Below are 25705 nucleotides of genomic sequence, written 5' to 3' on the forward strand. Positions count from 1 at the left end.
TATGAAAATACTTGCTTTAGTTATAATGATGGGTTATAATACTGCTATTCATTCAACTTATAGGAATTATTATGTTAAAAGACTTTGCGAAACTTATGACTTTTCTCACGGTAGTCCGTGAAAAAAGCTTTTCAAAAGCATCGGCAAAATTGGGTATTTCGCAGCCTGCGGTTACACAGCAGATTAAATTTATCGAAGACTATCTTGATACCCGAGTGGTAGAACGTAAAAAGAACGGAATTAAGCTGACGAAAGAGGGAGAAGATCTTTTCCGTATTGCAACTAAACTCGAAAAAGCGATCCAATCAAGCGAAAAAGAACTTCTCAAAATTATTAATAAAGAGTTTACGTTTGTTGTTGGAGCATCTTACGCGATCGGAAACTATGTTTTGCCGACCTATCTCCAACAGCTCAAAGAGAAGATCAATAACGAAGTTCATATCCGTGTGGCATTTTCGGAGGATATTGTTGATCAGTTGCTTGATAAAAAGATCGATATTGCCCTTATCGAATCACCAATATTTAAAGACGGACTTATTTACCGCGAATGGGAAGAAGATGAGTTGGTGATTTTTTCCAATCAGCCTATCCCTAAACAACTTCGCAAAGAGGATATGTATAAATTTGACTGGATTTGCCGTGATGAGAACTCTCATACCCGTAAATTAACAGCGGAAGTATTCGAAGAAATCGGAGTAGAGTGTTCGGGCTTTAGTGTCATCGGAGTTGTGGCAAGTTCTACTGCGATTAAAGAGACGATCATGCGTTCACCGAAAGATGGAACGCGCCCTGTGGTATCTGTTATTTCTCGCCATGTTATCAGTGATGAGGTAGAAGAAGGTAAACTGTTTGAAGCGCGGATCAAAAACTATAAAATTAAACGCAAGTTTTACATCGTTTACAGCAAAGAGCGTAAGCATGATGCCTTTATTGATAATGTTGTAACGTATCTATTGGGATTGAAGTTATAACTTTCAATCCTTACTTTTTCTTCAAAAATTTCTGATTTTCAGGATTTGATAGCAGAGCGCTCATTGAATTCTGAACCCCTTCTTGTTTCTCAATATTGATCATAGGGTGGTGCTCTCTCGGAAGGGCAAGATTTACAAATGCCGGTGTGTCATCGATGATGATCTGAACGATCGAGAGCAGTGGAACCGAAACAAAGCTTCCGATATTTTCTTGCCCGAATCCCGCTTCAAAAATTAAAATATCATTATCGATTCGCGCACTTTCGAACGTATAACCTGCTAAGAAAAAGAGGGTCATTGCCCGAAACTCTTCACTTAGATGTTGTGGAAGAGGTGGGTCAAAAGTGACCTGCTCAATTTTGCAGAGAATACCGAAATTTTGGTCGTTTTCAAAAAGATAGATGAGCATATCACGAACATGGTTTTCCATCAATCTCGCGAAGGAAGGATTTTTAATAATATCGTATAACATTAGGGCAGACCTGTTTTATAAAATTAACCTATTATACCATTTTCGACTTCAATGAACCCTACCATCGCATTCATAAGGGCAACTTTGGTTGCTTTGGTGATGTTTTCGGGACGGAGAGGTTCAGGGGTTAGAAATCCTTCTTTGATTAAACGTGCACGTGTAGTTCCCATCAATAAAGGAGAATCGGGGGTGAACCATTTTCCATCGATGTACAAGGCTATATTAGCAATGGTTGTATCCGTTAACAGAGTATTTTTTACAATGAGAATATCATCACATTCACCACGCTGCTCAAATAAAGCATTGAGTGCTTCTCGATTTGAATCTTTGAGCGGATATTCAATAGTATCATCATAAACGAGTTTTAAAGAGGTAATGATTCGCGGTTCATACGGATGAAATTCAACTGTATATTGAGTCGCGTTGTAGAGAAAGCGACATCGATATATCCCTTTTTCGGGGGGATGTAAGAGGGAATTGAGATCATAGTGCTGTCGACTATGGAGACTTTTTAGTGATTGATCTAAACGTGCTTGATGGTAAGGAATATGAAGAACTGCGCCGTTTTCACAGCGGAGCGTCTCTAAAAGCATTTATGCTTCAAACAGCGGGGTGCTGAGGTAACGTTCTGCGGTATCGCACAAAATTGTGACGATTGTTTTTCCTTGATTTTCAGGTCGTGCGGCAACGAGTGCTGCAGCATGGACATTTGCTCCTGCGGAGATTCCAACGAGAAGTCCTTCTGCTTTTGCAAGCGCTTTGGACGCGGCAATTGCTTCTTCATTGCTTACGGTAATCACTTCACCGTACAAAGATGTATTGAGGATATCAGGGACAAATCCTGCACCTATTCCCTGAATTTTATGCGGTCCCGGTTTTCCGCCTGAGAGGACAGCGGAGTCTTTAGGTTCCACGGCAATGATTTGGATATTCGGCAAAACGGCTTTGAGCGCTTCTCCTGTTCCTGTCAATGTGCCTCCTGTTCCGACAGCGGCAATAAAAATATCAACTTTCCCATCGGTGTCTCGAAGAATTTCTTGTGCCGTGGTGATGCGATGAATAGCAGGATTGGCGGGGTTGGCAAACTGCTGGAGGACGATGGCGTTAGGCATTGATGCGACTAAGGCATTGGCTTCATCAATCGCCCCTTTCATACCTTGTGCGGCAGGGGTGAGTACGAGATTGGCTCCGAGCGCTTTGAGGAGATTGCGTCGTTCGATACTCATGGATTCCGGCATTGTCAACGTGAGTTTCAGTCCCAAAGCAGCACAGATAGATGCGAGGGCAATACCGGTGTTTCCGCTGGTAGGCTCGATGATAAGAGTATCGGATGTGATTTTCCCCTCATCCATAGCCGTTTTAATCATATTAAAACCGATGCGGTCTTTGACTGAACTGGTGGGGTTCATAAATTCACATTTTCCTAAAATCGTTGCTCCGCTTGCAAGGGAGAGGGCATTAATCCGGACTAGGGGGGTATTTCCGATGAGTTCAGTGATATTAGCAGCTATCTTCATGTTGTATCCCTGTTTTTTACACATTATAATAACAAATTTTTAAAAATCCAATAATTATTAGCAATTCAGTATGGATAGTGATAAATATCCGTTAATACCATTGATAATAGTGTTTGAAGGGAAAAAGTTTTGCATTAACAGCGGTTTTATCCTATAATTTCATTTTTAAATCAAGATATCGGGTGTCTTTGGAAAATTTAGCCTAGCTAAATGCTTCAAAGGTGTTCAAATGAGGGAACCGTGAAAACTAAAAAGATCAGTAAAGTATTGATTGCGAACCGTGGTGAAATCGCACTTCGTATTATTCGAGCCTGTAAAGAGTTGGGGATTAAAAGTGTCGTTGTATTTTCAGAAGTCGATGTAAATGGCGTCTGGGTTCGTAAAGCTGATGAATGTTATCCGATCATGGGTGACCCGATCGCCGCATATCTTGACTATGAGCGTATTATCTCTTTGGCTAAAAAAGCGGATTGTGATGCGATCCACCCAGGATACGGATTTTTGTCTGAGAGTGCAGAGTTTGCTCAAGCATGTGTTGATAACGGTATTATTTTTATCGGACCGAAGCCGGAGCATATCGCTCTGTTCGGGGACAAAATGGCATCAAAAGTAGCGATGCGTGCCGTTGGTGTTCCGATGCTTCCGGGTACCGATGAGCCGATTGATAATGTCGAAGACGCTGAGAAAATTGCAATCGGAATCGGATTCCCTGTTATCATCAAAGCGGCTTTCGGCGGCGGCGGGCGCGGTATGCGTATCGTTGAACGTGCGGAAGATTTTAAAGAGATGTATGAGTCTGCAACCAAAGAAGCATTGCGTTTCTTTAGCCGTGGTGAAACATTTATCGAAAAATACCTCAAAAACCCACGCCATATCGAAATCCAAATCGTTGCGGACAAATACGGCAACGTTGTTCACCTCGGTGACCGTGACTGCTCGATCCAACGTCGCCACCAAAAAGTAATCGAAATCGCTCCATCACCGTTGTTGAATGAAGCAACACGCCGTGAGCTTTATCGTATTTCTACCAAAGCGATGTTCAAACTCGGTTACGAGAGTGTTGGAACAATCGAATATCTGGTTGACCAAGATGACAATATCTATTTCATCGAAATGAACACTCGTGTTCAAGTAGAGCATCCGGTAACGGAAGCGATCTCAGGAATCGATTTGATCCAACGTATGATTCAAATTGCTGAGGGTGATCAACTGATTTTTATGCAAGAAGAGATTAAATTCCGTGGGTATGCGATTGAGTTCCGTATCAATGCTGAAAATCCTAAAATGGGATTTGTTCCATCTCCGGGTCTTATCACTAACTACCTTGCACCGGGTGGTCCTGGGGTACGTTTGGACTCTATGGCGTATACTAACTATCTAATCCCGTCAAACTATGATTCAATGATCGGAAAATTGATCGTTACTGCTTTGACATGGGAAGATGTTGTTCGTAAGGCACGTCGTGCTTTGGATGAGTTCTTGATCGAGGGTATACCGACGAATATCCCTCTTCACCGTCAAATCGTTCGTGATGAGCACTTTATCAAAGGTGAACTCGATACTGGGTATCTTGATACCAAATTGCAACACTTTAATCTCGATGCGATCCACAACATGGATGACGAAGAGGCTAAGATGAAGCAAATTACTGCTGTTATCGAAGCAATCAACAAAAACAAACTCAACGTTCGCCACTAAACAATAAAAGCCCTCAGGGCTTTTATTTTCTTCTTATACTTTTAATACACTATCCCGCTTCCCCCGCTGTTAGCCGAATGAAAGACAATTGTATTGTTTTGACGTGCATAGAATTGAATCAATAATCTTTGCAACGTCGGTTCAATCGAAGGGGTGAACCAGCCGTTGTTACTCATCGCAATCAAGTAGCGTACATCCGGTGTGTAGAGTTCTTTTCTTGTTGCTTCATAACAGATGGCGTTTCGGAATTTGACGCCGTGGATTATAAAATCGGTTGGTTTATCGGCGGTGACAAAATCAGAGGCTCCTCCGAAAATTTCCCGATCGACCCACTCTTTGATAAATGCGGGAAGAGGAATGTATTCGCCAAACGGGACGAGAATAGTTTTTTTGGCAACGGTAACGTGACCGTTTTGAAACAGATAAGAGACATTGTAATTTAATCCGTCCTCTTCATACAATGCTCCGGTCACAATCGGAATCTGATAGGAAAGCTTTTGCAAGTAGGCACTTAGATGCGGATGATGATTCATAAACAGGGCAAACGACGCTTCTGGGAGGACAACAAGATCATACTTTTGCTGGATGGCTTCTTGGATAGCGGCGATGTTTTCAGTATTTAATCGATATTGTTGAGATTCTTCCCATTTAATGTCTTGCGGAACATCGGTTGTGACGAGTTTAATTTTTAGCTGTGGGATCGGCGGCTTCGGATAATGGGTTTGGATTGCAAACAGGAGTAAGAGTAGAGGAAAGAGCTTTTTGATACTGCTGAACCATGCGGTAGAGGCAAGCGAAAAAAGGATCAGGGCAAATTGCCATTTTGAAAATCCGAGATAACTGTTGACAAAAATAAGTTCCGGCTGCATCCAGTTAAAATCCATTGGCCATACGTAGGTAAGACCGAAAAGGATTGCCGCACGGATTAAGGGATTCGAAGTTAGGCCCATTACTCCGTAATAGAGGGCATAGACAAAACCAAATCCAAGCGCGACGAGCCAGATCGCCCATCCAAGCCCATAATATTGAAAACTGAAACCGATCCAATAGCACCAGAAAAGTCCGATCCAAAATCCGGCGATGGGAAGGACTTTTTTAGGGGCGTGGAGCAGTCCGTACAGTGCCCCTAATCCAAATACGGTATTGATAAATGGTGATGTGAGCCCAAAATATTCCCAATAGATAAAAGCGGAGAAACCGACGGCAATCAGGAGGGGGAGATAAACATAGGTACTACGGTGGATAGAACTGATTTTCATGGCGCAATTATACCGATGTTAATGTCTTTTGAGTATAATGCGACAATTTTCTTTATGTTAAGGATATCCATGGAAATTCTCACCCAAATTCTCCCTTTCGTCTTTTTGATCGCTATTATGTACTTTGTGATCATTCGTCCCCAAAACCAACAGGCTAAAAAGCACAAAGAGATGGTTGAAGCATTGACCAAAGGGGATAAAGTCGTCACAAGCGGAGGACTTATCGTCGAGATTAAAAAAGTCGAAGATCAATTTTTTGCTGTGAAATTCAACAATGACACCGAAGGGCGTCTTGTTAAAGACGCAGTGGCGCGAAAGTACGAGGATGAAGCTTAATTACCGACTCGTTTTACTGATTATTGCCACTGTATTCGGTTTAGTTTTTTCGATCCCTTCCTTCACTCAAAGCAGTGCAGGAAAAAAAGTTACCTTAGGTCTTGACCTGCAAGGTGGATTGCATATGCTGTTGGGAGTTAAAACCGATGAAGCGGTGACCTCTCAAATTAAATCAATTGCATCCGCTTTGAAACACTTTGGAGAGCGTAACGATGTACTGCTTGATGCGATAAGTGCTCAAGAGGATAGGGTTACGTTTGAGTTGATCGATGCTGATGATGCGAAAACTATGGATACGTACCTAAAAACACTTGAGGGGACGATTGTCCATGCAAGCGAGGGGAAATATACGATTACAATGACCCCTGCGGCGATCGAAAAGCTCAAGGTACGTGCGGTTGATCAAGCAATCGAGACGATTCGTAACCGTCTCGATCAATTTGGACTTGCTGAACCTACAGTAGCACGTCAAGGGGTTGATAAAATCCTTGTAGAACTTCCGGGGATTAAAACCCCTCAAGAAGAACAACGGGCACGTGAACTGATCTCCCGTGCGGCGAAGCTTGAACTTATGGCGGTTGATGAAGACCATGCAATGCGAGTTAATGAGATGAATGAAGGTGAAGCGGCAACTTATGGGGATAAAATCCTCGAAGATGCACTTCAGCCTCAGCTCAAACATCTGGTCAATGAGATTCCTATTTTAGATGGGACAATGTTGACTGATGCTCATGTCGGCTACGATCAAAATAACCGTCCGGTGATTAACTTTTCACTCAACTCTGCCGGAGCGCAAATTTTCGGTGATTTCACCGGTAAAAGTGTCGGTAAACGTCTTGCGATCGTTCTGGACGGTAAAGTCTATTCAGCTCCGGTTATCAATGAACGTATCGGCGGTGGAAGCGGTCAGATTAGCGGTAACTATACCGTTGCTGAAGCAAACGACCTTGCGATCGCATTGCGTTCAGGGGCGTTACTTGCGCCTATTTATATGATGGAAAAACGCTCTGTCGGACCAAGTCTCGGTGCGGATAGTATTAAAGCGTCTCTTTTTGCATTTGCAACGGGTGCGGCACTGGTCGTTTTGTTTATGGTTGCTTACTATGGGTATGCCGGTATTATAGCAACAACCGCAATGGTCATCAATATTATTTTAATCATTGCCGTTATGGCGATGTTTGGAGCGACGTTGACATTGCCGGGGATGGCAGGGATTGTCCTTACCGTCGGTATGGCGGTAGATGGAAACGTCATCATCAATGAACGGATACGCGAACTTCTTCGTGAAGGGGCCAAAGTGCGTAAAGCGATTGAAGGGGGATATGACAATGCGTTCAGTACCCTCGTGGATGCGAATTTGACCACACTTATCGCGGCAGTGGCTCTGTATATGTACGGAACCGGTCCGATCAAAGGGTTTGCAGTAACGTTGGCCGTCGGTATTTTAGTATCGATGTTTACCGCGATTTTGGGAACACACGGAATTTTCAGTGCCCTCATGGAACAGATTGAAAAAAGCGGCAAGATGAACCGATGGTTCGGTATCCGCCTTGAGGGTAAGGAGTAATCATGGAATTTTTTAGAGCCAAAAAAGCGTTTAATTTGATGGGATTGGTCAAGCCCATCTTTACGTTCTCACTGATCGTTACCCTGATTTCGTTTTACCTGATTTTTCATAAAGGGTTTGTGTATGGAATCGATTTTGCCGGTGGTACGGTTGTACAGGTAAAATACGATAAACCGGTTCAGATTGATGCACTGCGCGAGAAGTTAAAAAATACTCCATTCGCTTCGGCAGGGATTCAAGAATTCGGCTCATCCAGTGAGATTATTTTACGTCTTCAAAATACGACGGCAGACGTAACCAAAGATACGGCACAGCAAGTTTCTACAGCTCTTAAAGGAACTGGGAACTTTGAAATTCGCCGTGTTGACATGGTGGGACCGAAAGTCGGGAAAGAACTCCAAACACAGGGTATCATCGCCCTTTTGGTTTCCGTAATCGGAATTTTGATCTATGTCGCGTTTCGATTTGAATGGCGCTATGGGGTTGCAGCAATTATTGCCCTCGTGCATGACGTTGTGATTACCGCGGGTATGGTCAGTTTATTTAATGTTGAATTTGATTTGACGGTATTGGCGGCATTGCTGACGATTTTAGGATTTTCGATCAACGATACGATCGTTATTTTCGACCGTATCCGCGAAACGATTCGTGATACGAAAGATGCATCACGCTATAGCTTGGCCGATATTATTAATGAGAGTGTCACAAATACCCTTTCACGAACGATTCTGACGGTTGCGACTGTATTTTTTGTTATTTTAACCCTCTTTTTATTCGGTGGAGAGATTATCCACGGATTCAGTTTTGCGATGCTGATAGGGGTCATTTTTGGTGCTTACAGCTCGATTTTTGTTGCGTCACCATTTTTGATTTGGTTTGGTTATGATGTGGCTAAAGCGAAAGCCGCTCATGCCGATAAAGCACGCAGACATGCTGAAAAAGAGAAAATGCGTGCACAGTTCGAACAAGGTATTGTGTAAACTTGGATGAAATCTGCCTCGAAGAGGCTAGCTTTAGTGCCATAGCGGCTAGCGTAGTCAAAAGGGATTTTATTCCTTTTGGCGTTCTAGATAGACTTAGGAGTATTTTTGAATTACACCCCCGCATCAATAGAAGCCAAATGGCAAAAAACGTGGAGCGCTACAAAAGCGTATGAACCTTCAAACGATTTTAGTAAACCCAAAAAATACGTCCTCAGTATGTTTCCTTACCCTTCGGGGCGCATCCATATGGGACACGTCCGCAACTACACCATCGGCGACGCTTTCGCCCGTTATTACCGCCAACAAGGTTTTAATGTTCTGCACCCGATCGGATGGGACAGTTTCGGAATGCCTGCAGAGAATGCGGCGATCAAACACGGTGTCCATCCTAAAAAATGGACATACGAAAATATCGCAACCATGCGCGGAGAGCTTGCCGGTTTAGGGCTTTCTTTCTCAGAAGAGCGTGAATTTGCAACCTCTAACCCTGAATATACTGCGTTTGAACAGGGCTTTATCATCGATATGTTTAACAAAGGACTTTTGTATCGTAAACAGGGCTTTTTAAACTGGTGTCCGCACGATTTGACCGTTTTAGCGAATGAACAAGTAGTCGATGGCGGATGCTGGAGATGCGGAACCCCTATCGTCCAAAAAGAGATGTTTCAGTATTATCTCAAAATCAGCGATTACGCCGAAGAGCTTCTCGAATCGCTTAAAACACTTGAGGGGAAATGGCCGAAACAGGTTTTGACGATGCAGGAGAACTGGATCGGGAAATCGTACGGGTTGGAATTTGCGTTCAAACTCGACGAAGAGAGTGAAGCACGTCTTGGCGCCGTCTATCAAAGTTTTGATGTCTTTACCACCCGTCCCGATACGATTTACGGAGTGAGCTACGCCGCTCTCGCACCGGAACACGAGATTGTCCGTCATATGCTCTCATTCGGTCTGCTCGATGAATCAACAGCCAGTGCGATCAAAGCGATGCAGCGTGTAAGCGCACGTGATCGTGCAACCAGCCCGAAAGAGGGTGTATCTCTTGGTATTAATGTCATTCATCCTCTCACGGGGGCAAAAGTGCCGGTATGGGTGGCGAACTTCGTCCTTACCGATTACGGCTCGGGTGCAGTTATGGCGGTTCCGGCGCACGATGATCGTGACTATGAATTCGCAACCAAATACGCCTTGCCGATCAAAGCGGTTATTTTTCCATCCGAGGGAGAATTGCCGAGCGGGTGTGCGTATACCGAAACGGGAATACTACGTGATAGTGCAGAGTTTAGCGGTCTTGATAACGTCACCGCAAAAGCGTCGATCATGGATCATTTTGAGGCAAACAAACTCGGGAAAAAAGTGATCAATTTCCGTCTAAAAGACTGGGGAATCAGCCGTCAGCGTTACTGGGGTGCACCGATTCCTTTGATTCATTGTGAATCGTGCGGAATCGTTCCGGAAGATAAATCCAATCTTCCGGTAGCACTTCCTGAGGATGTTGTGATTAACGGTGAGGGAAACCCGCTCGAACATCATCCGTCATGGAAACATTGCGCATGTCCTAAATGCGGCAAGCCAGCTATCCGTGAAACGGATACGATGGATACCTTTATACAATCATCGTGGTATTTCCTCCGTTATACGGTCAAAAACGATTTTAAAGAGGCATTGGATAAGCAAGCACTCGATTATTGGATGGGAGTTGACCACTACATCGGCGGGATTGAACACGCGATCTTGCATCTGCTGTATGCACGCTTCTTTACGAAAATGCTCCGCGATTTGGGTTATGTGAACAGCGATGAGCCGTTTGAGCATCTTCTTACTCAGGGGATGGTTCTTAAAGACGGTGCGAAGATGTCGAAATCCAAAGGCAACACCGTCGATCCGGGTGCATTGGTAGAGAAATACGGTGCCGATACGGCGCGTCTCTTTATCCTTTTTGCTGCTCCTCCGACCCAAGAGTTGGAGTGGAATGACAGTGCTGTTGAGGGGGCTTTCCGATTTTTAAAACGCTTTGCCGATCGCAGCCAATACGTACGAAAAACGGACACGATTCCTAGCATTGACCACACAACCCTTTCTAAAGAAGAAAAAGGGGCACGTAAAAAAGTGTATGAAGCACTTGTGCGGGCTCAAGAAGTGTATGGTGAGCGTCATACCTTTAACACGATGATTGCAGGTGCAATGGAAGCGATGAATGCGCTGAATGAACAAAACAATACGGACGTATGGACGGAAGGGTACTGGATTCTCACCTCGATACTCGAACCGATTGTCCCTCATATCTGCTGGGAACTCTCAACCGAATTTTTTGGTGGCAAAAACTTTGGTGTACACGTCGTTCGCGAAGAGGTATTTGAGGTCGAAGAATTGAGCCTCGGTGTCTCCATTAACGGCAAAAATCGTGCTACGATAGAAGTAGGGGTTAGTGAGAGCCAAGAGGCAATCATAGAGATTGCCAAAGCTTCCGTTGAAAAATGGATTGAAGGCAAAGAGATCGTAAAAGCGATCGTGATACCCGGAAAACTCGTTAATCTGGTGATAAAAGGATAGTGAGATGCGTTTAGCAATATTTTTGGTATGGGTCGTATTATTGAGCGGATGCGGGTATGCTCCGGCATCCTACTATGCCAAAAATGTTCTCGGTGACAGCGTCAGTACCGAAGTCGTTATCTCTATGGAAGACCCTCAAAATACGGTGATTATCAAAGATGCCGTGGATATGGCAGTTATTACAAAGTTCAAAACGGCACTGGTTTCGAAAAAACTCTCCAAAACACATCTAAAAATATCGATTGCTTCGGTTTTATTCACACCGTTACGTTATGATACTAATGGGTATGTCATTACGTATCGTACAACCGTGGTGATGCGTATTGATCGTATTGTGGGAGAAAAAACATCTCCATATTCGACACATGGTATATATGACTTCTCGATTGAACCGAATGCTATTATTTCGGATCAAGCCCGTTTTGAGGCAATACGTCAGGGTGCGCAAAAAGGGATTGATTCATTTATCGCACAAGTAGCGGCACAGGGTGCAAACTCGAAATAAGGGGTAGGTTATGACCATCAACCAAATTGTTCGCAACACCGTAGATCGGCTTAAAGCCGAAGGAAAAGTATGGACCCCCGACGTGTATGCCGAAATATTTTGTGCTGAAGCTAAAAAAGCGGGATTTGCCGTAGAAGATTGCAGCGGCATTGATCGTTATGTGACACTGTTGGACAAAAAAACTGCTGAAGAGATTAAGCAGTATCGTGTCAGAACCACAGCTGAACTTATCCGTTTTTTGATCTCGAAGCTCAGTCGTCTAAACCCCAATGAAGCCTCCATCCTTGTTGAACTATTAAGTGCTTTAGCCAAAAAAATGGCACAGAGCATGGACGCGTTACACAATCCTGAAGCTTCCGCATTGGCCAAAAAAACCATTGCTATTTTAGAAAGCCAAGGCGGTTCCACGCAGATTGATTTGCTCAAACAGGCATGGAGCAATTTCCTCACAATTTATGATGACACATTTTTGATGAAACTGGCAACTTTCGGACCTGTCGATACGGCTAATCTGCGTAAAACCATTGAAGGACTTAATCTCCAAGAGGGGGGAAGTCAAGGCGGCATGGTGATTGATCATGCTAAAACGGTTCGTCTTCTTGTTTCATCCTTAGTTCCCTCTATCGCACCGACTATGGATACCGCAACAATTCAGCTTTCCCAAAAATTGGCTGACAATCCTGCATACATCGCATCAGATGAGTGTGAAAAAGAGCTTAAAATAGCCATTTCGATGCGTATTGCTTTGGATAAACAAAGTGTCGAAGAGATGGTTCGTGCACTCGATGTGCTTTTGGAAAAACTCTCTGCACAGTTGATTGAACTGATAGAGCGGAGTGAAAATTCGACGAGTGAGATCCGAGAAGTCAAACGAGACCTCGAATCTTTAGAGAGTAACAAACCCAGCGATTTTAAAACGGCACACAAACGGCTCTATGCTATAGCGAGCACTCTCGAAGAGAAAGTGGAAGTTTTAAGTAAAGATCTCAAAATTCATAATGATAAAGTAATACAAATGGGTAAAAAAATTGCAACATTGGAGGCGGAACTCACGCAGGCAACACAAGCTTCCCGCGAAGATTTTTTGACCAAGTTGTTTAATAAACGGGCGATTGAAGAATATTTAACGATCAAAGAAGCAGAATATGAGCGACATGGCCGCGTTTTTTGTGTTGCAATGCTTGATTTGGATAACTTTAAAACGGTCAATGATACCTACGGGCATGAGGCCGGGGATGCGGTGCTGATCGCTTTTGCTAAAATCTTAAAAGAAGAAGCGCGTACCAGCGATATCGTCGGTCGTTACGGTGGAGAAGAGTTTTTGGCGATTTTAGGCGATACCGATATCGCCGGTGCAAAAGTATTTTGTGAAAAAGTACGAGCACATGTGGAGTCAGCTCATTTTATGTATCAGGGTGCGCGGATAAAAGTCAGTATCAGTATCGGTGTCGCCGAGCGTAAAGACTATCCTTCCCTGAAAGGGCTCATTAACGGTTCGGACGAGCGGCTCTATGATGCCAAACGCAAAGGGCGAAACCGCGTAGAGCCAGCATGACATTAAACGAGTTCCTTGCCGCTAAACCTCTTTTTTACGATGTAATCGACTATGAACGCTTTCCCAATGCGTATCAAAGCATCAAACAATTTCTTCCGAGTTTGAAAATCATCCACCTTGTCGGAACCAATGGAAAAGGTTCTACGGGACGTTTTTTGGCAACTGCGTTGAGTCGTTCAGGGAAAAAGACAGGGCATTACACCTCTCCTCATATTCTTCGCTTTAATGAGCGGATTTGGTTGGATGGTTCTGAGGGCAGTGATGAAGCGTTAGAGAATGCCCACCAAAAGCTTTTTGCCCTCTTATCCACGGAGATTGCTAATACGCTGAGCTATTTTGAGTATACGACTCTTTTGGCAATGGTAGTATATGAAGAATGTGACTATGTCGTACTTGAAGCGGGACTGGGTGGTGAATACGATGCTACCAATGCCTTTGATAAAGTGCTGAGTATTTTCACCCCTATCGATTTTGACCATGCGGCATTTTTGGGAACCACGATCGAATCTATTGCATCGACAAAACTGAGGAGCATGCAAAGCATTGCTCTCTTGGGAAAACAAAAACACTCACAAGTCGAGACAATTGCACGCACTGTTGCGGGTGAAAAAAGGTGCACCCTCTACACTCTTTCGGAACGCGTTACCCTCAATATTGAAACAATGGCATGGCACCTTGCCACGAAAAACAGTCTCAGCGACTATTTACGCGATAATCTTACCCTTGCTATGGCGGCGTATGAGCTTTTAGGGTTTGAAGCAACCGAGGGGTTGTTTGATCAGAGTGCATTGTTCGGCCGTTTGAGTAAAATTGCTTCGAACATCACTTTGGATGTAGGGCATAACGCCTTAGCTGCAGAGTCGATAGCTAAAGCGTACAAGGGTCGAACAATAACACTGATCTATAACACCTATGGTGATAAAGATTACGGTGAGATTTTGAGCCTTTTAAAACCGATTATTGATTCGGTTGAGATTATCGACGTCAATGAAGGGCGGATTGTGGAACGGAGTCTTCTCGAATCGGTATTACATGAACTGAATATCCCATATCGATCATTTGAAGAAATAAACACTAATAAAGAATATTTGGTTTTCGGTTCGTTTAGCGTAGCCGAGACGTTTTTAAAGAGGATGAATGTCACAAGCACGATGGTATGAGTACCTAAAAAATAGCCCGAAAAAGCTCCCTGAAATCCTCCTGTGCGAGGATGCAAAAGAGGCATCGGAACTGAGTGACGTCTCCACCTTTTTAGAGATACCTCATATCGTATTACCCGATTTTCGTGCAACCTATATGGATGATCTGCGTCCGTTTAGCGAAGAGTTGTTTGCCCTCTTTGCCGCACTGCGTACCTATTATACGGCGTCCAAAAAACCGCTGATCATATCACCCGTAAAAACGTTGCTTTTCCCTCTCCCTTCTGCGTCATTGCTTCAAAGTGAGACCATCGAATTTGCTTCCCGTATCGATTTGAGCGTATTTAAAGAGAAGCTCCTCCATTGGGGCTATAGCTTTGTCGATATGGTGGAGATGGAGGGGGAGGTATCCCATCGCGGCGATATCCTCGATATCTACGTCCCGAACCAATCCAACCCGTACCGTATCAGCCTATTTGACGATGAGGTCGAAGAGATAAAAGCGTTCGATGTCGAGACACAGCGGACGGATAAAGAGGAATTAGCCTCTATCGACGTCACCAGCGCTTTTTTCTCACTTGATGCACAGCAGCATAAAGCTTTTGAGAAAGCGATTGCTTCCGCTCAGAGCGACAGCTTCGTCAAAGACATTGCTTCACTCGGATTTTGGGTATTGGGCTCTGAGGGGATCGATCTGTGCGAGGGTAAAAAGGTCGCGCGTATTCGAGAGATGAAAAACGTTCTCGATGAAGCGTACGGTCTCAATCAACCCGTATTGGCGCGTGAGCGATTGGAAGCGGATATTCTCCCTGAGTCGGAACGTTATACTCCCTTGGGGGGAGGGAATTTCGAGACCCTCCGAAGCGTCCATAAAAACAAAAAATTCACCCTCATCGCCGCGAGTGATACCCAGCTTAAAGCAGCGGGGATTTTTGAGCTCAAAGGGATAACGGTTAAAACCTCGGGGATCGTTCTCAACCTGATCGGTCCCGATGAAATCATCCTCTCCCTCAACCATCACGAGAAAAAGCGCCGTCGCCGCCGTACCTCCATTCTCCTCGATGATTTGAAAGTGGGCGATTATGTTGTCCACGAAGAGTACGGCGTGGGGATATTCGTCGGAATCGAGCAGGCGGAGATTCTCGGCGGGATCAAAGACCTCGTTGTGATTAAATACATGGGGGATGACAAACTCCTCCTCCCCGTCGAAAACCTCGATGCAATCGATCGCTATATCGCATCCGGCTCTCTTCCCGTACTCGATCGTCTGGGCAAGGGGAGCTTCGGTAAGCTCAAAGAATCGGTCAAAGCACGACTGTTTGAGATAGCCTCCGAGATTGTCGGAATCGCGGCGAGCCGTGCGCTTATTAAAGCTTCTGTCCTTAACGTCGATGCGGGAGAACTGCGACAATTCCAAGCGGCTGCCGGATTTGATTATACCCCGGATCAGGCGAGTGCGATCAGCTCTATTGTTCGTGATCTCTCTTCGGGACAGATTATGGATCGGCTCCTCAGCGGAGATGTCGGTTTCGGGAAAACCGAAGTAGCGATGAACGCCATTTTTGCTGCGGCCAAAGGGGGATACCAATCGCTCCTCGTCGTTCCGACCACGTTGCTCAGTTCTCAGCACTTTCAATCACTTAAAACGAGGCTGGCACCGTTTGGGCTTCGAGTGGCAAAGTTAGACCGATTTGTTAGCACCAAAGAGAAAAATGCGACGCTTAGAGCGTTGGAATCGGGAGAACTCGATTGTGTTGTCGGAACGCATGCCCTGTTCGGTGTGAACTGTGCGAAGCTGGGGATCGTTATCATCGATGAAGAGCATAAATTTGGAGTGAAACAAAAAGAGAAGCTCAAATCCCTCTATGAAAACGTCCATCTCCTTAGTATGAGTGCAACGCCGATCCCGCGAAGTCTGAACCAAGCTCTTAGTTCGATCAAGACGATGAGCGAACTCCTCACCCCTCCATCCGAGCGTTTAGGGGTACGGACCTTTGTTAAAAACTATGACGAAAAACTGATCAAAGAGGTGATATTACGCGAACTTCGCCGTGGCGGTCAAGTGTTTTATGTCCACAACTCGATTGACTCTATGATCATCAAATCGGGAGAGCTCAAAGCGATCCTTCCTGATCTGCGTATCCTAATATTGCACTCTCAAATCAGTGCAACCCAAACCGAGGATGAACTAGCCAAATTTGCTAACCGTGAGTATGATGTGTTACTTGCCACGTCAATCATCGAATCGGGTATCCATATGCCGACGGTCAATACGATGATCATCGACGGAGCGGATCGTTTCGGGATGGCCGATCTGCATCAGCTTCGCGGTCGGGTCGGACGGGGACATATTGAGGGATATGCTTACTTTATCGTCGATGACAAAGACCATCTTACCGAAGAAGCGAAAAAGCGCCTCGTGGCACTCGAATCGAACTCCTTTTTGGGAAGCGGATCGATGCTGGCCTATCACGATCTCGAAATTCGCGGAGGTGGGAACCTCGTCGGAGATGCCCAAAGCGGTCATATCAAAAATATCGGTTATGCCCTTTATTTGCGAATGCTTGAAGATGCGATCAAAATTCTCACGAATCAGACGACGGCAGTGCGGGCAAAGGTCGATATTAAACTCACCGTCAGTGCCTTTATCAGCGATGAGCTCGTCAGTGAAGACCGTCTCCGCCTCGAACTCTATCGCCGTCTCAGCCAGTGTGAATCACCGAGCGAGATTTATGAGATTGAGGAAGAGGTCGGAGATCGTTTTGGCAAACCTGATATGCCGACGAAACAGTTCTTTGAGATTATGGTGATCAAACTCCTCAGTATCGAAAAGAAAATCAAAATGGTGAGCAACTACAATCAAAACATCACCATCGAATATATAAGCGGTGTCAAAGAGACATTGCAGAGTAAAAGCAAAGATGACGATGATCTCATCGGAGCTGTCTTGCAGTACCTTCGGACTGCGAAACCGAAAGCTTTGTAGGTTACAGTTAATAGATGTGTATTTATATTTGTCTTTTATAATGTTAGATGGATATAATGGGGTCTTTATTTAAATGAGGAGAAAGCTTTGGATAAAGCTGTCACATTGCAGTTGCTAAGTGATGCGAAGAGAGCACACATGAACTGGGTACAACGTGCACAACTGCTGATTGACGGATTGCCGATCGATAAGGATGCGATACCGTTAAGTTGCAGTGATTGTGAATTTGGGCAATGGCTCTACCGAGAGGGAGAAAAAATAACTGCCCTTGGAAACATACCGTATATAGGCGATATTGAAAAAGTACACTTTGACTTACACGATCACTATATGAAAATATTTAGAATATATTTTGCCGATGACAATCGTTCTTTTTTGTCAAAACTATTAAACTCCAAAAAAAAGATAAGTGATCAGGGAAAAGAGATGGCTAAAGAATATTTTAGTATGCTACAGGCAACTTCAGAAGAACTCCTCACTCTTATAGGCAAACTGGAACGTCGTTTACGTGCAATTCCGGAAAGTACTTTCAACGTGTGTGAAAATACAATAGAAGCAGGGATGTGATGAGCTTTTGCAGTTACTATGACACGTATCAATGCCGATCATGCAGTTGGATCGATTACCATTACGCCGAACAGCTAAAACTTAAGAATGAGCATTTGCATACCCTTTTGACCCCTTTTAATCCGACGGAGTGGTTAAAACCTGCCACCTCACCGTTAAAAGGTTTCCGTAACAAAGCAAAAATGGTAGCAAGTCCGACGTTAGAGGGAGTGGTGCTAGGACTCTCCGAAGAGGTGAGTCTGATCGAGTGTCCTTTGTATGATTCGAGTATGCAAAAAGTCCTGCACACCGTAGAACTGTGGCTTCGAGAGCTGGGTGTCAAAGGGTATGACGTTAAAAAGAAAAAAGGGGAGCTGAAATACGTTCTCCTCACCCGAAGCAAATCCAACGGAACGATGATGCTCCGTTTTGTCCTACGTTCCCATGGGATTGTCGGAAGGCTGGAAAAAGGGCTAGATGATTTACTCAAACGCGCACCTGAACTGAAAGTGATCACGGCCAATATTCAGAGCGTCCATATGGCGATATTAGAAGGGGATGAGGAGATTTTCTTTACCGAGCAACGTCGTCTCGAAGAGCGGCTCAACGGTATCCCTCTTTATATCCGTCCGAAGAGTTTTTTCCAAACCAATCCCGAAGTAGCTGAAAAGCTTTACCGTACTGCTGCTGAATGGGCAGGAGAGACAAAACCGACACGGTTATGGGATCTGTTTTGCGGGGTAGGGGGATTTGCCCTTCATTGTGCTACTCCGGAGCGTAACATCATCGGAATCGAGATCGAGCCCGAAGCGATCCAGTGCGCCCGTGATTCGGCGGCACAATTGGAGATGAAAAATATCCGGTTCGAATCGCTCGATGCAGCGAGTTTCGGAGCCAGTTCAGGGGAAAAACCGGATGTTGTGATCGTTAATCCGCCGCGCCGAGGATTGGGAGAGCAGTTATGCAAATGGCTGATACGCGTCGGTAGTGAACGGATACTCTATTCGAGCTGTAATGCGATGAGTCTGGCGAAAGATCTTGAAATATTAAGCGGCTACCGTGTGAATCGGGTTCAGCTGTTTGATATGTTCCCCCATACGGCTCATTATGAAGTTTTAATTGAATTAACGCGAAAGGAATAAAATCCCTTTCGCTACGCTAACGCTGAGTTTTACCCGCAGGGGGCACAATGTCCTCGGCGGAAAGCCCACGCGCAGTAAACCGCACTTGTTATCTATATAATTGCCCGAAGTGATCAATATACGTTAAATACAGCCTGACTTCAAATTCGAGTTGATGGTATTGCGGTTCGATGTGGGTGCAGAGTTTATAAAATGCTTTATTATGCTCTTTTTCTTTGAGATGGGCAAGCTCATGAGTAACGATCATCCGAAGAAACGACTCAGGGACTTTTTTAAAGAAGTGTGAAATTCGAATCTCGTTTTTAGCCTTTAACTTCCCCCCCTGAACCCGTGAGACGAAGGTATGGGTTCCCAGTGCGGAGTGCAGATCACGGATTTTGGTGTCAAAGAGTACTTTTGAGATGGGTGCGGAGCTTCGGAAATGGGTATTCTTGAGTTCCATCACATAATCATAGAGACTTTTATCGGTGTTGTAGGGATGGGTATCGGGATATTTGAGCAAAAGCCGTTCACCCAGTGTGTCAGTATCGATCAGATGAAGGACCTGAGTCCGTATCTCTTGAGGGTAATGAGCTAAATATTTAAGGGTATGCATACGCAATTGTAGTATAGTTTCACAACATAATGCAAAGGTTCGGGATGGAACATCAAAAGATCGACGAACTCGTCGCAAAGATCAAAGCACTCGAATCAGAACTGGAAATGGAACTTCATCAGGAATATGAGAAATTTACCTGTGAAATAACAAAAAAACGAGAAGAGATACTCGAATCTTATCGGCATGATCGTCAGAGCCTATTGCGCTATTTGGCGACAACGCCGATTTTACATCTCCTGAGTGCTCCGGTGATTTGGTCTGTTCTAATTCCGGCATTGATTTTGGACGGGTTTGTCTCGATCTATCAATGGATCTGTTTTCCGATCTACAAGATTACTAAAGTCAAACGTAAAGATTATATTATCGTCGACCGCCATCGTTTGGGGTATCTCAATATTATCGAAAAACTAAACTGCCTCTATTGCAGTTATTTTGGCGGTCTGATGGCGTATATTTCCGAGATTGCCGCCCGTACGGAACAATACTGGTGCCCGATTCGCCATGCGAGCAGGGTCAAATCAATCCATTCACGGTATCAGAAGTTTTTTGAGTACGGTGACAGCAGCCATTATCGCCATGGGATTGAACCATTAAGAAAGGAACTCATGGAGGAGAAAGAGTGAAAATAGCGTTTATTGGAGATATCGTCGGTCGTCCGGGACGGACGATGATTAAAGAACACTTGTCAAAGCTCAGACGTGAACACGGCATTGATTTCGTCATCGCCAACTACGAAAATGCTTCGCACGGATTCGGTGTAACGATGAAAAATGCCAAGGAGTTGTTCGATATGGGGATCGACTGCATGAGCGGCGGGAACCATACGTGGGATAAAAAAGAGATTGAGCCGTTGTTGGAGTCGTTGCCTCTCCTGCGTCCTCACAACTACCCTGAAGGGGTAAAAGGGACAGGGTGTCGTATTTTTGACGTTGCGGGAGAAAAACTCGCTGTACTCAATATTATGGGACATTACGGAATGCCATATGTCGATAATGCCTTTCGATGCGCTCGTGACACCGTCACAAGTCTCAAAAATGACGGAGTCGATCACATCTTCCTCGATTTCCATGCTGAGGCCTCCAGTGAGAAACGGGCTATGCTGATGCTTCTTCAGTCACAAGTTAGCGGTATTATCGGAACCCATACCCATGTGGGGAGCGATGATTTCCAGATTGTCAAAGGGACAGCCTATATGACCGATATCGGTCTCAGCGGATGCCGTGATAACGTCATCGGTATGGATTCCAGAGTACCTTTGGAACGGTTTACCACGGGAGTATCAGGACGTTTTGAAGTCCCAGAAAAATGCCGAAAAATCCTCCAAATCGCTATTATGAATCTCGAAGAAGGAAAATGTACCGAAGCGTTCAAGCTCAAAATCTTCGATGACGGGCGTGTTTACAGAACCGATGCGTGGGTAGAAGAATAAATGGAATTACAAGATTCTTGGGACCTATTCAGCGCATTAGAGCGTTTAAAACTTCTCGAAAATTCTCCGCCGCTATGGTGGCCCTCTTATGGAACCTTTGAAGTCGTCATCGGTGCCGTCCTTACTCAAAATACCCAGTGGGAACGTGTAAAAATCTCCCTAGACAACCTGCGTAATCTCGATCTGATAGACCCTGCTATGCTCTCTAAATGTCATAATGAAAGTCTGATGGAGCTGATCCGTCCGAGCGGTTTGTTCAAAGCCAAAGCCGCTAATCTCATCCGCTTATCACACAATATGATTGAAGAGTTCGGTGATTTCGAGACCTTTGTCCTCTCGGTAGATCGCGACTGGCTGTTGTCTCAAAAAGGGATCGGACCTGAGACGGCGGATTCCATACTCTGTTACGCCTGCGCCCGTCCGGCTATGGTCGTCGATGCCTACACGGCACGACTACTGGGCGCATTCGGATATGAGTTCGAAAGTTATGATGAACTTCAGGAGTGGTGCGAAGCAGGGGTACGAGGCTATTTCGACACCGTTCAGCTTCCCGCCGCATTTGCGCGGTTTCATGGGATGATAGTGGAGTATGTGAAGAAGAATAGTAAGGGGAAAGTGGTTAAAATCGAAGAAATTAATATAGGATTATTAAGATGACATGGGCAAAGCTTCTAAAAATTCTTTTTTGGATTGTAGTGATTGGAATCATTGCTTTTATTATCTTGGTCATGACAATATTTTATATTTTAGGTAAAGATTTAGTAAGTGAAATTGAAACACATAGACATGTATCTCCAGATAGAAAGCTTGATGCCGTTGTCATCGAAGCTGATGCAGGTGCACTGACTACTTCTGTAATGCAAAGACTATATATTGTAAAACGAGGCGATCAACTATCTGGAAAGGCTGTTGCAGTTATTGATAGTCCTGTCATTAAGAATAAAGAGACAAATTCTACAAAATATGGGGTTATAGTTCAATGGAAATCACCGAGTGAATTGGTAGTTCAATATTCTGACGCGAAACATATTTATATGAATCATTCAACGGTGGAAGTGAATGACGAAAAAATTCATATTGAATTTGATGAAATGAAGTAAGACTGCTAATTAAAACACCTCTTTAACCCGTCCCACTTCCCCACCCATCAATCGCACTTTTATCCCATGCGGATGGTTGGATGATTTGGTGAGGATGTCACGAACAACCCCCTCGGTCAGTCTACCCGTCGATTGATCCTCTTTGAGGACGATGCTCACCCGTTTGCCTGACATGATATTTTTCCGTTCTTTGCCGTCCATTGTTGATCCTTGCTCTTTGTTTTTATAGGGAGTTATACTGGATTTTGAAAAATTGTAGTCGTCTCTCATTGTCCGATTTTTTGTTTTGTTTGTTTGTAGATTGTTTTGGCAAATTCATAAAACTCTTTTGCCTCTTCGACGGATGGTTTTCCGTTGGGCATCAAGCCGAAATCTCCGGGATAACGGGACTCAATATAGAGTTCGTCGAGGGTATGAAATAGATCGGTATCATCGCATACCAATTCAGATTTATTGAGGTCGAAGAGTTTATTGAGTGAATGAATTTTCGGGACATTTTCGCCGTTTTCTTCCATGAGTGCTTTAAAAGCTTTTTCGATTGCCTGCTGAGAATGAAACGCGACGAGATGAGTTAGATGAGGTTGTGAGAGGATTTGCTCGATGACATCGAGATCATCGGAGGCGGCTTGGAGCCATGCTTGGCTAAGCCGATTCATAGAGCTTGACCCCTTTGGTCGTAATCTCTCTCGAAAATGAACTGTTCATAGCGATAAACTCTCGGTGCATTGCCTTGGTATGGACGATCAAATCGGTGGGATGGGTTCGAACAATATTTTCCAACGCTTTTGCAACTTTGAGATAGACTCGGTTTTTTTCGCCCCAGTTTTGAGGGATAAACTCATCATCTGTCACAACATATAAATCAATATCACTATTCTCTGTAGGCTCACCATAGGCATAGCTTCCGAATAAAACGACCTGCATGGGATTAAGAGGCGTTAGTTGAGTAATGATTTGATCTTTCAGTGCATTGGTTAACTTCATGAGAAGATTATAACAGATTTTTGATTTCTTTAAGAATTACGGTAACAAGTCTAGCAATTCTTCGAGCGTTTTGATCCGATGGGTCGCCGCGCTAAAATCGTGGTTTTCGGTAAATCGGTTGTGGACGATGATGCACTCGATCCCGCGTTTAATGATCTCTACTATAATGTCAAGGTGATGTATGGGTAATTTATTTTAACTAGGATTACTATCTTGCTCTTTGATATACGCATACTCTTCGTCCGTAAAGATTCTCGAACGGGTGATAAACTGATATCCTAAATCAATCTCTAATGAAAACGAGTTTCCAAACGCACTTTTTTCTTCTTTGACATCGATAATAATTTGGGAATGTCTGAAATATTCGAATTGGTCTTTGTCGATAAAAAACTCGCATCCACATATCTCACCGAGTTTGACATTTCTGCTGGGAACGTAAAAATCGCTTTTTTCATAGCACATCGGAGCTGTTCCGTCACAGCATCCGCCGCTTTGGTTAAAAACTAATTCGCCGTTTTGTTTTTTTAATATTTCGATGACTTCTGCGGCTTTGGGGGTGAGGGATAATCGTTCTATATTCATACTAAATTCCTAAGATGCACTATGTACGGGATCAAAACGATTTTGACCCCGTTCGAATTTTCAACTATCGATTAAAAAAATCCCATAGCACTTTTGTTGTAAGAGGTCAAAATATTTTTCGTATGACGGTATGAGTTCAACATCATCATGTGCGTCTCTCTGCCGAGACCCGATTTTTTGTATCCGCCGAATGATGCGTGTGACGGGTACATGTGATAGCAGTTCACCCAAACACGGCCGGCTTCGATTCCACGGCTGATTTTATGGAGTTGATGTGCATCGCGTGACCATACCCCTGAACCCAATCCGTAGATGGTATCGTTGGCGATAGCCAATGCTTCTTCTTCGTCTTTAAAGGTTGTAACGGCAAGAACCGGTCCGAAAATCTCTTCTTGGAAGATGCGCATTTTATTGTGACCTTTGAATACGGTCGGCTGGATATAGAATCCGTTCGGATACGTTGCAGACTCATACACCTCTCCGCCGATGAGACACTCAGCCCCTTCTTCTTTACCGATTTTGATGTATTCGAGGATCTTCTCTTTTTGGTTCAGTGAACATTGAGCACCCATCATGTTGGCTACATCCAACGGATTTCCTAATTTGATCGCTTCCATCCGCTCTAAAACACGTTTCATAAACGGTTCATAGATCGACTCTTGAATCAATGCGCGTGAAGGACACGTACACACTTCACCGGAGTTAAACGCGAATAGAATCAACCCTTCAATCGCTTTATCAAAGAACTCATCATCGGCAGCCATAATCGACTCAAAGAAGATATTCGGAGATTTACCACCCAATTCCAACGTCGTAGGGATGATGTTCTCTGTCGCATATTGCATGATTAACTGACCCGTTGTCGTCTCACCGGTAAATCCGACTTTTTTAACATGAGGATGGGTTGATAGGTATTTACCGATTTTTCCGCCGGCACCGTTGATAATATTAACGACCCCTTTTGGAAGGACATCTTGGATCGCTTCCATCAAAAGTAGAATGGACATAGGGGTAGCAGAAGCCGGTTTCATGACGATACAGTTACCTGCCGCCAATGCCGGAGCCAGTTTCCATGCCGCCATCAATAGCGGGAAATTCCAAGGAATGATTTGCGCGACAACACCGTACGGCTCATAAATTTCTTGAGAAATGGTTGTTTCGTCGATATCGGCCACGGTACCTGACTCGGCTCGGATGACGGACGCGAAATATCGGAAGTGATCCACAACCAAAGGGATATCTGCAAATAAAGTTTCTCGGATCGTTTTACCGTTATCCAACGTCTCTGCAATCGCTAACGCTTCCAAGTTTGCTTCGATCGCATCGGCAACTTTATTGAGCATAATACTTCGTTCTACGACGGAAGTATGTTTGTAGGATTGAAATGCTTTGTTTGCGGCTTGAATTGCCAGTTCGACATCGGCTTCATTCGATCTTGGAATTTTTGTTAAAACTTCACCGTCAACGGGAGAGATATTGTCAAAATATTCGCCACTTTGTGGAGCTAACCATTCTCCACCAATGAAGTTCTCATATTGAGCTTTGTAAGTCGGTTTTGTGTATGCCACTGTTTTTTCCTTTGATTCAATTTCATTAAGAAACTTGACGGAATTCTTTCCAGCAATTTTTTCTCTGAGCATACTTTATACTACTTCTATAGCTTGAAAATAGCGGTCTCGAAAGTGCCTGTTTTTCGGCTATATCTAGGTGGTTTCAGGGGATGATTAGAGTGTATGTGCAGTGCAACGGTAAGGATTTTTTTTAAATACTGTAGGATTGTCGT

The 25705-nt window shown here is 44.2% G+C and carries 26 protein-coding genes; 16 read left to right on the top strand and 10 right to left on the bottom strand.

Features of this window, described 5'->3' with window-relative positions:
• Positions 1-71 precede the first annotated feature (71 nt).
• A complete protein-coding gene (locus PHI47_RS05740) occupies positions 72-971 on the top strand; it encodes a LysR family transcriptional regulator (RefSeq protein ID WP_299934837.1) in 900 nt (299 codons plus the stop codon).
• 10 nt (positions 972-981) lie between these two features.
• On the opposite strand, the gene PHI47_RS05745 is transcribed toward PHI47_RS05740, so the two are convergent.
• The 3 genes from PHI47_RS05745 to cysK form a co-directional block, all read right to left on the bottom strand.
• Positions 982-1401 carry a hypothetical protein gene (locus PHI47_RS05745; protein ID WP_366882633.1) on the bottom strand — a complete coding sequence of 140 codons (420 nt, stop codon included), beginning with the start codon at positions 1399-1401 and terminating at the stop codon, positions 982-984.
• Positions 1402-1466: 65 nt separating this feature from the next.
• Positions 1467-2036, bottom strand: a complete 570-nt coding sequence (locus PHI47_RS05750) for an aminotransferase class IV family protein (RefSeq protein WP_299934844.1) — start codon at positions 2034-2036, stop codon at positions 1467-1469.
• Positions 2037-2960, bottom strand: coding sequence for a cysteine synthase A (cysK, locus tag PHI47_RS05755; protein WP_299934847.1), 924 nt, complete (start codon positions 2958-2960; stop codon positions 2037-2039).
• 210 nt (positions 2961-3170) lie between these two features.
• Here cysK and PHI47_RS05760 point away from each other — a divergent pair, with 210 nt between their 5' ends.
• A complete protein-coding gene (locus PHI47_RS05760) occupies positions 3171-4658 on the top strand; it encodes an acetyl-CoA carboxylase biotin carboxylase subunit (protein WP_299934850.1) in 1488 nt (495 codons plus the stop codon).
• A gap of 41 nt (positions 4659-4699) precedes the next feature.
• On the opposite strand, the gene PHI47_RS05765 is transcribed toward PHI47_RS05760, so the two are convergent.
• A complete protein-coding gene (locus PHI47_RS05765; protein WP_299934852.1) occupies positions 4700-5917 on the bottom strand; it encodes an apolipoprotein N-acyltransferase in 1218 nt (405 codons plus the stop codon).
• 69 nt (positions 5918-5986) lie between these two features.
• Between PHI47_RS05765 and yajC the strand changes: the two genes are divergently transcribed.
• From yajC to rlmC, 10 genes are all read left to right on the top strand, one after another.
• A complete protein-coding gene (gene yajC / locus PHI47_RS05770) occupies positions 5987-6253 on the top strand; it encodes a preprotein translocase subunit YajC (RefSeq protein ID WP_299934853.1) in 267 nt (88 codons plus the stop codon).
• Positions 6243-7820 (top strand): protein translocase subunit SecD, encoded by a 1578-nt coding sequence (gene secD / locus PHI47_RS05775; RefSeq protein ID WP_299934856.1) that lies wholly within the window; start codon positions 6243-6245, stop codon positions 7818-7820. Before yajC ends, secD begins: the two co-directional genes overlap by 11 nt.
• A gap of 2 nt (positions 7821-7822) precedes the next feature.
• A complete protein-coding gene (gene secF, locus PHI47_RS05780) occupies positions 7823-8800 on the top strand; it encodes a protein translocase subunit SecF (protein ID WP_299934858.1) in 978 nt (325 codons plus the stop codon).
• Between the two features lie 108 nt (positions 8801-8908).
• Positions 8909-11356 carry a leucine--tRNA ligase gene (gene leuS / locus PHI47_RS05785; RefSeq protein ID WP_299934861.1) on the top strand — a complete coding sequence of 816 codons (2448 nt, stop codon included), beginning with the start codon at positions 8909-8911 and terminating at the stop codon, positions 11354-11356.
• Between the two features lie 4 nt (positions 11357-11360).
• Positions 11361-11861 carry a hypothetical protein gene (locus tag PHI47_RS05790; RefSeq protein WP_299934864.1) on the top strand — a complete coding sequence of 167 codons (501 nt, stop codon included), beginning with the start codon at positions 11361-11363 and terminating at the stop codon, positions 11859-11861.
• A gap of 10 nt (positions 11862-11871) precedes the next feature.
• Positions 11872-13416: a GGDEF domain-containing protein gene (locus tag PHI47_RS05795; protein ID WP_299934867.1), complete on the top strand. Its 1545-nt coding sequence runs from the start codon at positions 11872-11874 to the stop codon at positions 13414-13416.
• Entirely contained in the window at positions 13413-14576 is a 1164-nt protein-coding gene (locus tag PHI47_RS05800; protein WP_299934870.1) for a Mur ligase family protein, read from the top strand. The genes PHI47_RS05795 and PHI47_RS05800 overlap by 4 nt, the downstream gene beginning before the upstream one ends.
• Positions 14554-17541: a DEAD/DEAH box helicase gene (locus PHI47_RS05805; RefSeq protein WP_299934873.1), complete on the top strand. Its 2988-nt coding sequence runs from the start codon at positions 14554-14556 to the stop codon at positions 17539-17541. The genes PHI47_RS05800 and PHI47_RS05805 overlap by 23 nt, the downstream gene beginning before the upstream one ends.
• An 87-nt stretch (positions 17542-17628) precedes the next feature.
• Entirely contained in the window at positions 17629-18108 is a 480-nt protein-coding gene (locus tag PHI47_RS05810) for a CZB domain-containing protein (protein ID WP_299934875.1), read from the top strand.
• Positions 18108-19229: a 23S rRNA (uracil(747)-C(5))-methyltransferase RlmC gene (gene rlmC, locus PHI47_RS05815; protein WP_299934877.1), complete on the top strand. Its 1122-nt coding sequence runs from the start codon at positions 18108-18110 to the stop codon at positions 19227-19229. The genes PHI47_RS05810 and rlmC overlap by 1 nt, the downstream gene beginning before the upstream one ends.
• Positions 19230-19317: 88 nt before the next feature.
• Here the strand turns inward: rlmC and PHI47_RS05820 are convergent, their stop codons facing one another.
• Entirely contained in the window at positions 19318-19824 is a 507-nt protein-coding gene (locus PHI47_RS05820; RefSeq protein ID WP_299934879.1) for a YgjP-like metallopeptidase domain-containing protein, read from the bottom strand.
• 44 nt (positions 19825-19868) lie between these two features.
• Between PHI47_RS05820 and PHI47_RS05825 the strand changes: the two genes are divergently transcribed.
• From PHI47_RS05825 to PHI47_RS05840, 4 genes are read left to right on the top strand one after another with little or no spacing between them, the layout of a single operon-like run.
• Positions 19869-20450 carry a hypothetical protein gene (locus tag PHI47_RS05825; RefSeq protein ID WP_299934881.1) on the top strand — a complete coding sequence of 194 codons (582 nt, stop codon included), beginning with the start codon at positions 19869-19871 and terminating at the stop codon, positions 20448-20450.
• Positions 20447-21256, top strand: coding sequence for a TIGR00282 family metallophosphoesterase (locus PHI47_RS05830; protein WP_299934884.1), 810 nt, complete (start codon positions 20447-20449; stop codon positions 21254-21256). The genes PHI47_RS05825 and PHI47_RS05830 overlap by 4 nt, the downstream gene beginning before the upstream one ends.
• A complete protein-coding gene (locus PHI47_RS05835; RefSeq protein WP_299934887.1) occupies positions 21257-21913 on the top strand; it encodes a 3-methyladenine DNA glycosylase in 657 nt (218 codons plus the stop codon).
• On the top strand, positions 21910-22356 hold the full coding sequence (locus PHI47_RS05840) for a hypothetical protein (protein WP_299934890.1): 447 nt from the start codon (positions 21910-21912) through the stop codon (positions 22354-22356). The genes PHI47_RS05835 and PHI47_RS05840 overlap by 4 nt, the downstream gene beginning before the upstream one ends.
• 9 nt (positions 22357-22365) lie before the next feature.
• On the opposite strand, the gene PHI47_RS05845 is transcribed toward PHI47_RS05840, so the two are convergent.
• From PHI47_RS05845 to PHI47_RS05865, 5 genes are all read right to left on the bottom strand, one after another.
• A complete protein-coding gene (locus PHI47_RS05845; RefSeq protein ID WP_299934894.1) occupies positions 22366-22557 on the bottom strand; it encodes a YwbE family protein in 192 nt (63 codons plus the stop codon).
• Between the two features lie 65 nt (positions 22558-22622).
• Positions 22623-23012, bottom strand: coding sequence for a HEPN domain-containing protein (locus PHI47_RS05850; RefSeq protein WP_299934897.1), 390 nt, complete (start codon positions 23010-23012; stop codon positions 22623-22625).
• Positions 22999-23340, bottom strand: a complete 342-nt coding sequence (locus PHI47_RS05855; protein WP_299934900.1) for a nucleotidyltransferase domain-containing protein — start codon at positions 23338-23340, stop codon at positions 22999-23001. The genes PHI47_RS05850 and PHI47_RS05855 overlap by 14 nt, the downstream gene beginning before the upstream one ends.
• Before the next feature lie 195 nt (positions 23341-23535).
• Positions 23536-23922, bottom strand: coding sequence for a DUF779 domain-containing protein (locus tag PHI47_RS05860; RefSeq protein ID WP_299934903.1), 387 nt, complete (start codon positions 23920-23922; stop codon positions 23536-23538).
• 71 nt (positions 23923-23993) lie between these two features.
• Positions 23994-25490 (bottom strand): aldehyde dehydrogenase family protein, encoded by a 1497-nt coding sequence (locus PHI47_RS05865; protein ID WP_299934906.1) that lies wholly within the window; start codon positions 25488-25490, stop codon positions 23994-23996.
• Positions 25491-25705 lie beyond the last annotated feature (215 nt).

It is taken from the genome of Sulfuricurvum sp. (assembly GCF_028713855.1).
Taxonomy (GTDB): domain Bacteria; phylum Campylobacterota; class Campylobacteria; order Campylobacterales; family Sulfurimonadaceae; genus Sulfuricurvum.

Coding starts and splice junctions, on each gene's coding strand:
- secD (WP_299934856.1), top strand. CDS start 6,243: ATGAAGCTTAATTACCGACTCGTTTTACTGATTATTGCCACTGTATTC.
- PHI47_RS05795 (WP_299934867.1), top strand. CDS start 11,872: ATGACCATCAACCAAATTGTTCGCAACACCGTAGATCGGCTTAAAGCC.
- PHI47_RS05835 (WP_299934887.1), top strand. CDS start 21,257: ATGGAATTACAAGATTCTTGGGACCTATTCAGCGCATTAGAGCGTTTA.
- PHI47_RS05750 (WP_299934844.1), bottom strand. CDS start 2,036: ATGCTTTTAGAGACGCTCCGCTGTGAAAACGGCGCAGTTCTTCATATT.
- yajC (WP_299934853.1), top strand. CDS start 5,987: ATGGAAATTCTCACCCAAATTCTCCCTTTCGTCTTTTTGATCGCTATT.
- rlmC (WP_299934877.1), top strand. CDS start 18,108: ATGAGCTTTTGCAGTTACTATGACACGTATCAATGCCGATCATGCAGT.
- PHI47_RS05760 (WP_299934850.1), top strand. CDS start 3,171: ATGCTTCAAAGGTGTTCAAATGAGGGAACCGTGAAAACTAAAAAGATC.
- PHI47_RS05840 (WP_299934890.1), top strand. CDS start 21,910: ATGACATGGGCAAAGCTTCTAAAAATTCTTTTTTGGATTGTAGTGATT.
- PHI47_RS05745 (WP_366882633.1), bottom strand. CDS start 1,401: ATGGAAAACCATGTTCGTGATATGCTCATCTATCTTTTTGAAAACGAC.
- PHI47_RS05860 (WP_299934903.1), bottom strand. CDS start 23,922: ATGAATATAGAACGATTATCCCTCACCCCCAAAGCCGCAGAAGTCATC.
- PHI47_RS05740 (WP_299934837.1), top strand. CDS start 72: ATGTTAAAAGACTTTGCGAAACTTATGACTTTTCTCACGGTAGTCCGT.
- PHI47_RS05805 (WP_299934873.1), top strand. CDS start 14,554: ATGTCACAAGCACGATGGTATGAGTACCTAAAAAATAGCCCGAAAAAG.
- PHI47_RS05800 (WP_299934870.1), top strand. CDS start 13,413: ATGACATTAAACGAGTTCCTTGCCGCTAAACCTCTTTTTTACGATGTA.
- PHI47_RS05855 (WP_299934900.1), bottom strand. CDS start 23,340: ATGAAGTTAACCAATGCACTGAAAGATCAAATCATTACTCAACTAACG.
- secF (WP_299934858.1), top strand. CDS start 7,823: ATGGAATTTTTTAGAGCCAAAAAAGCGTTTAATTTGATGGGATTGGTC.
- PHI47_RS05845 (WP_299934894.1), bottom strand. CDS start 22,557: ATGGACGGCAAAGAACGGAAAAATATCATGTCAGGCAAACGGGTGAGC.
- PHI47_RS05820 (WP_299934879.1), bottom strand. CDS start 19,824: ATGCATACCCTTAAATATTTAGCTCATTACCCTCAAGAGATACGGACT.
- cysK (WP_299934847.1), bottom strand. CDS start 2,960: ATGAAGATAGCTGCTAATATCACTGAACTCATCGGAAATACCCCCCTA.
- PHI47_RS05765 (WP_299934852.1), bottom strand. CDS start 5,917: ATGAAAATCAGTTCTATCCACCGTAGTACCTATGTTTATCTCCCCCTC.
- PHI47_RS05790 (WP_299934864.1), top strand. CDS start 11,361: ATGCGTTTAGCAATATTTTTGGTATGGGTCGTATTATTGAGCGGATGC.
- PHI47_RS05850 (WP_299934897.1), bottom strand. CDS start 23,012: ATGAATCGGCTTAGCCAAGCATGGCTCCAAGCCGCCTCCGATGATCTC.
- PHI47_RS05825 (WP_299934881.1), top strand. CDS start 19,869: ATGGAACATCAAAAGATCGACGAACTCGTCGCAAAGATCAAAGCACTC.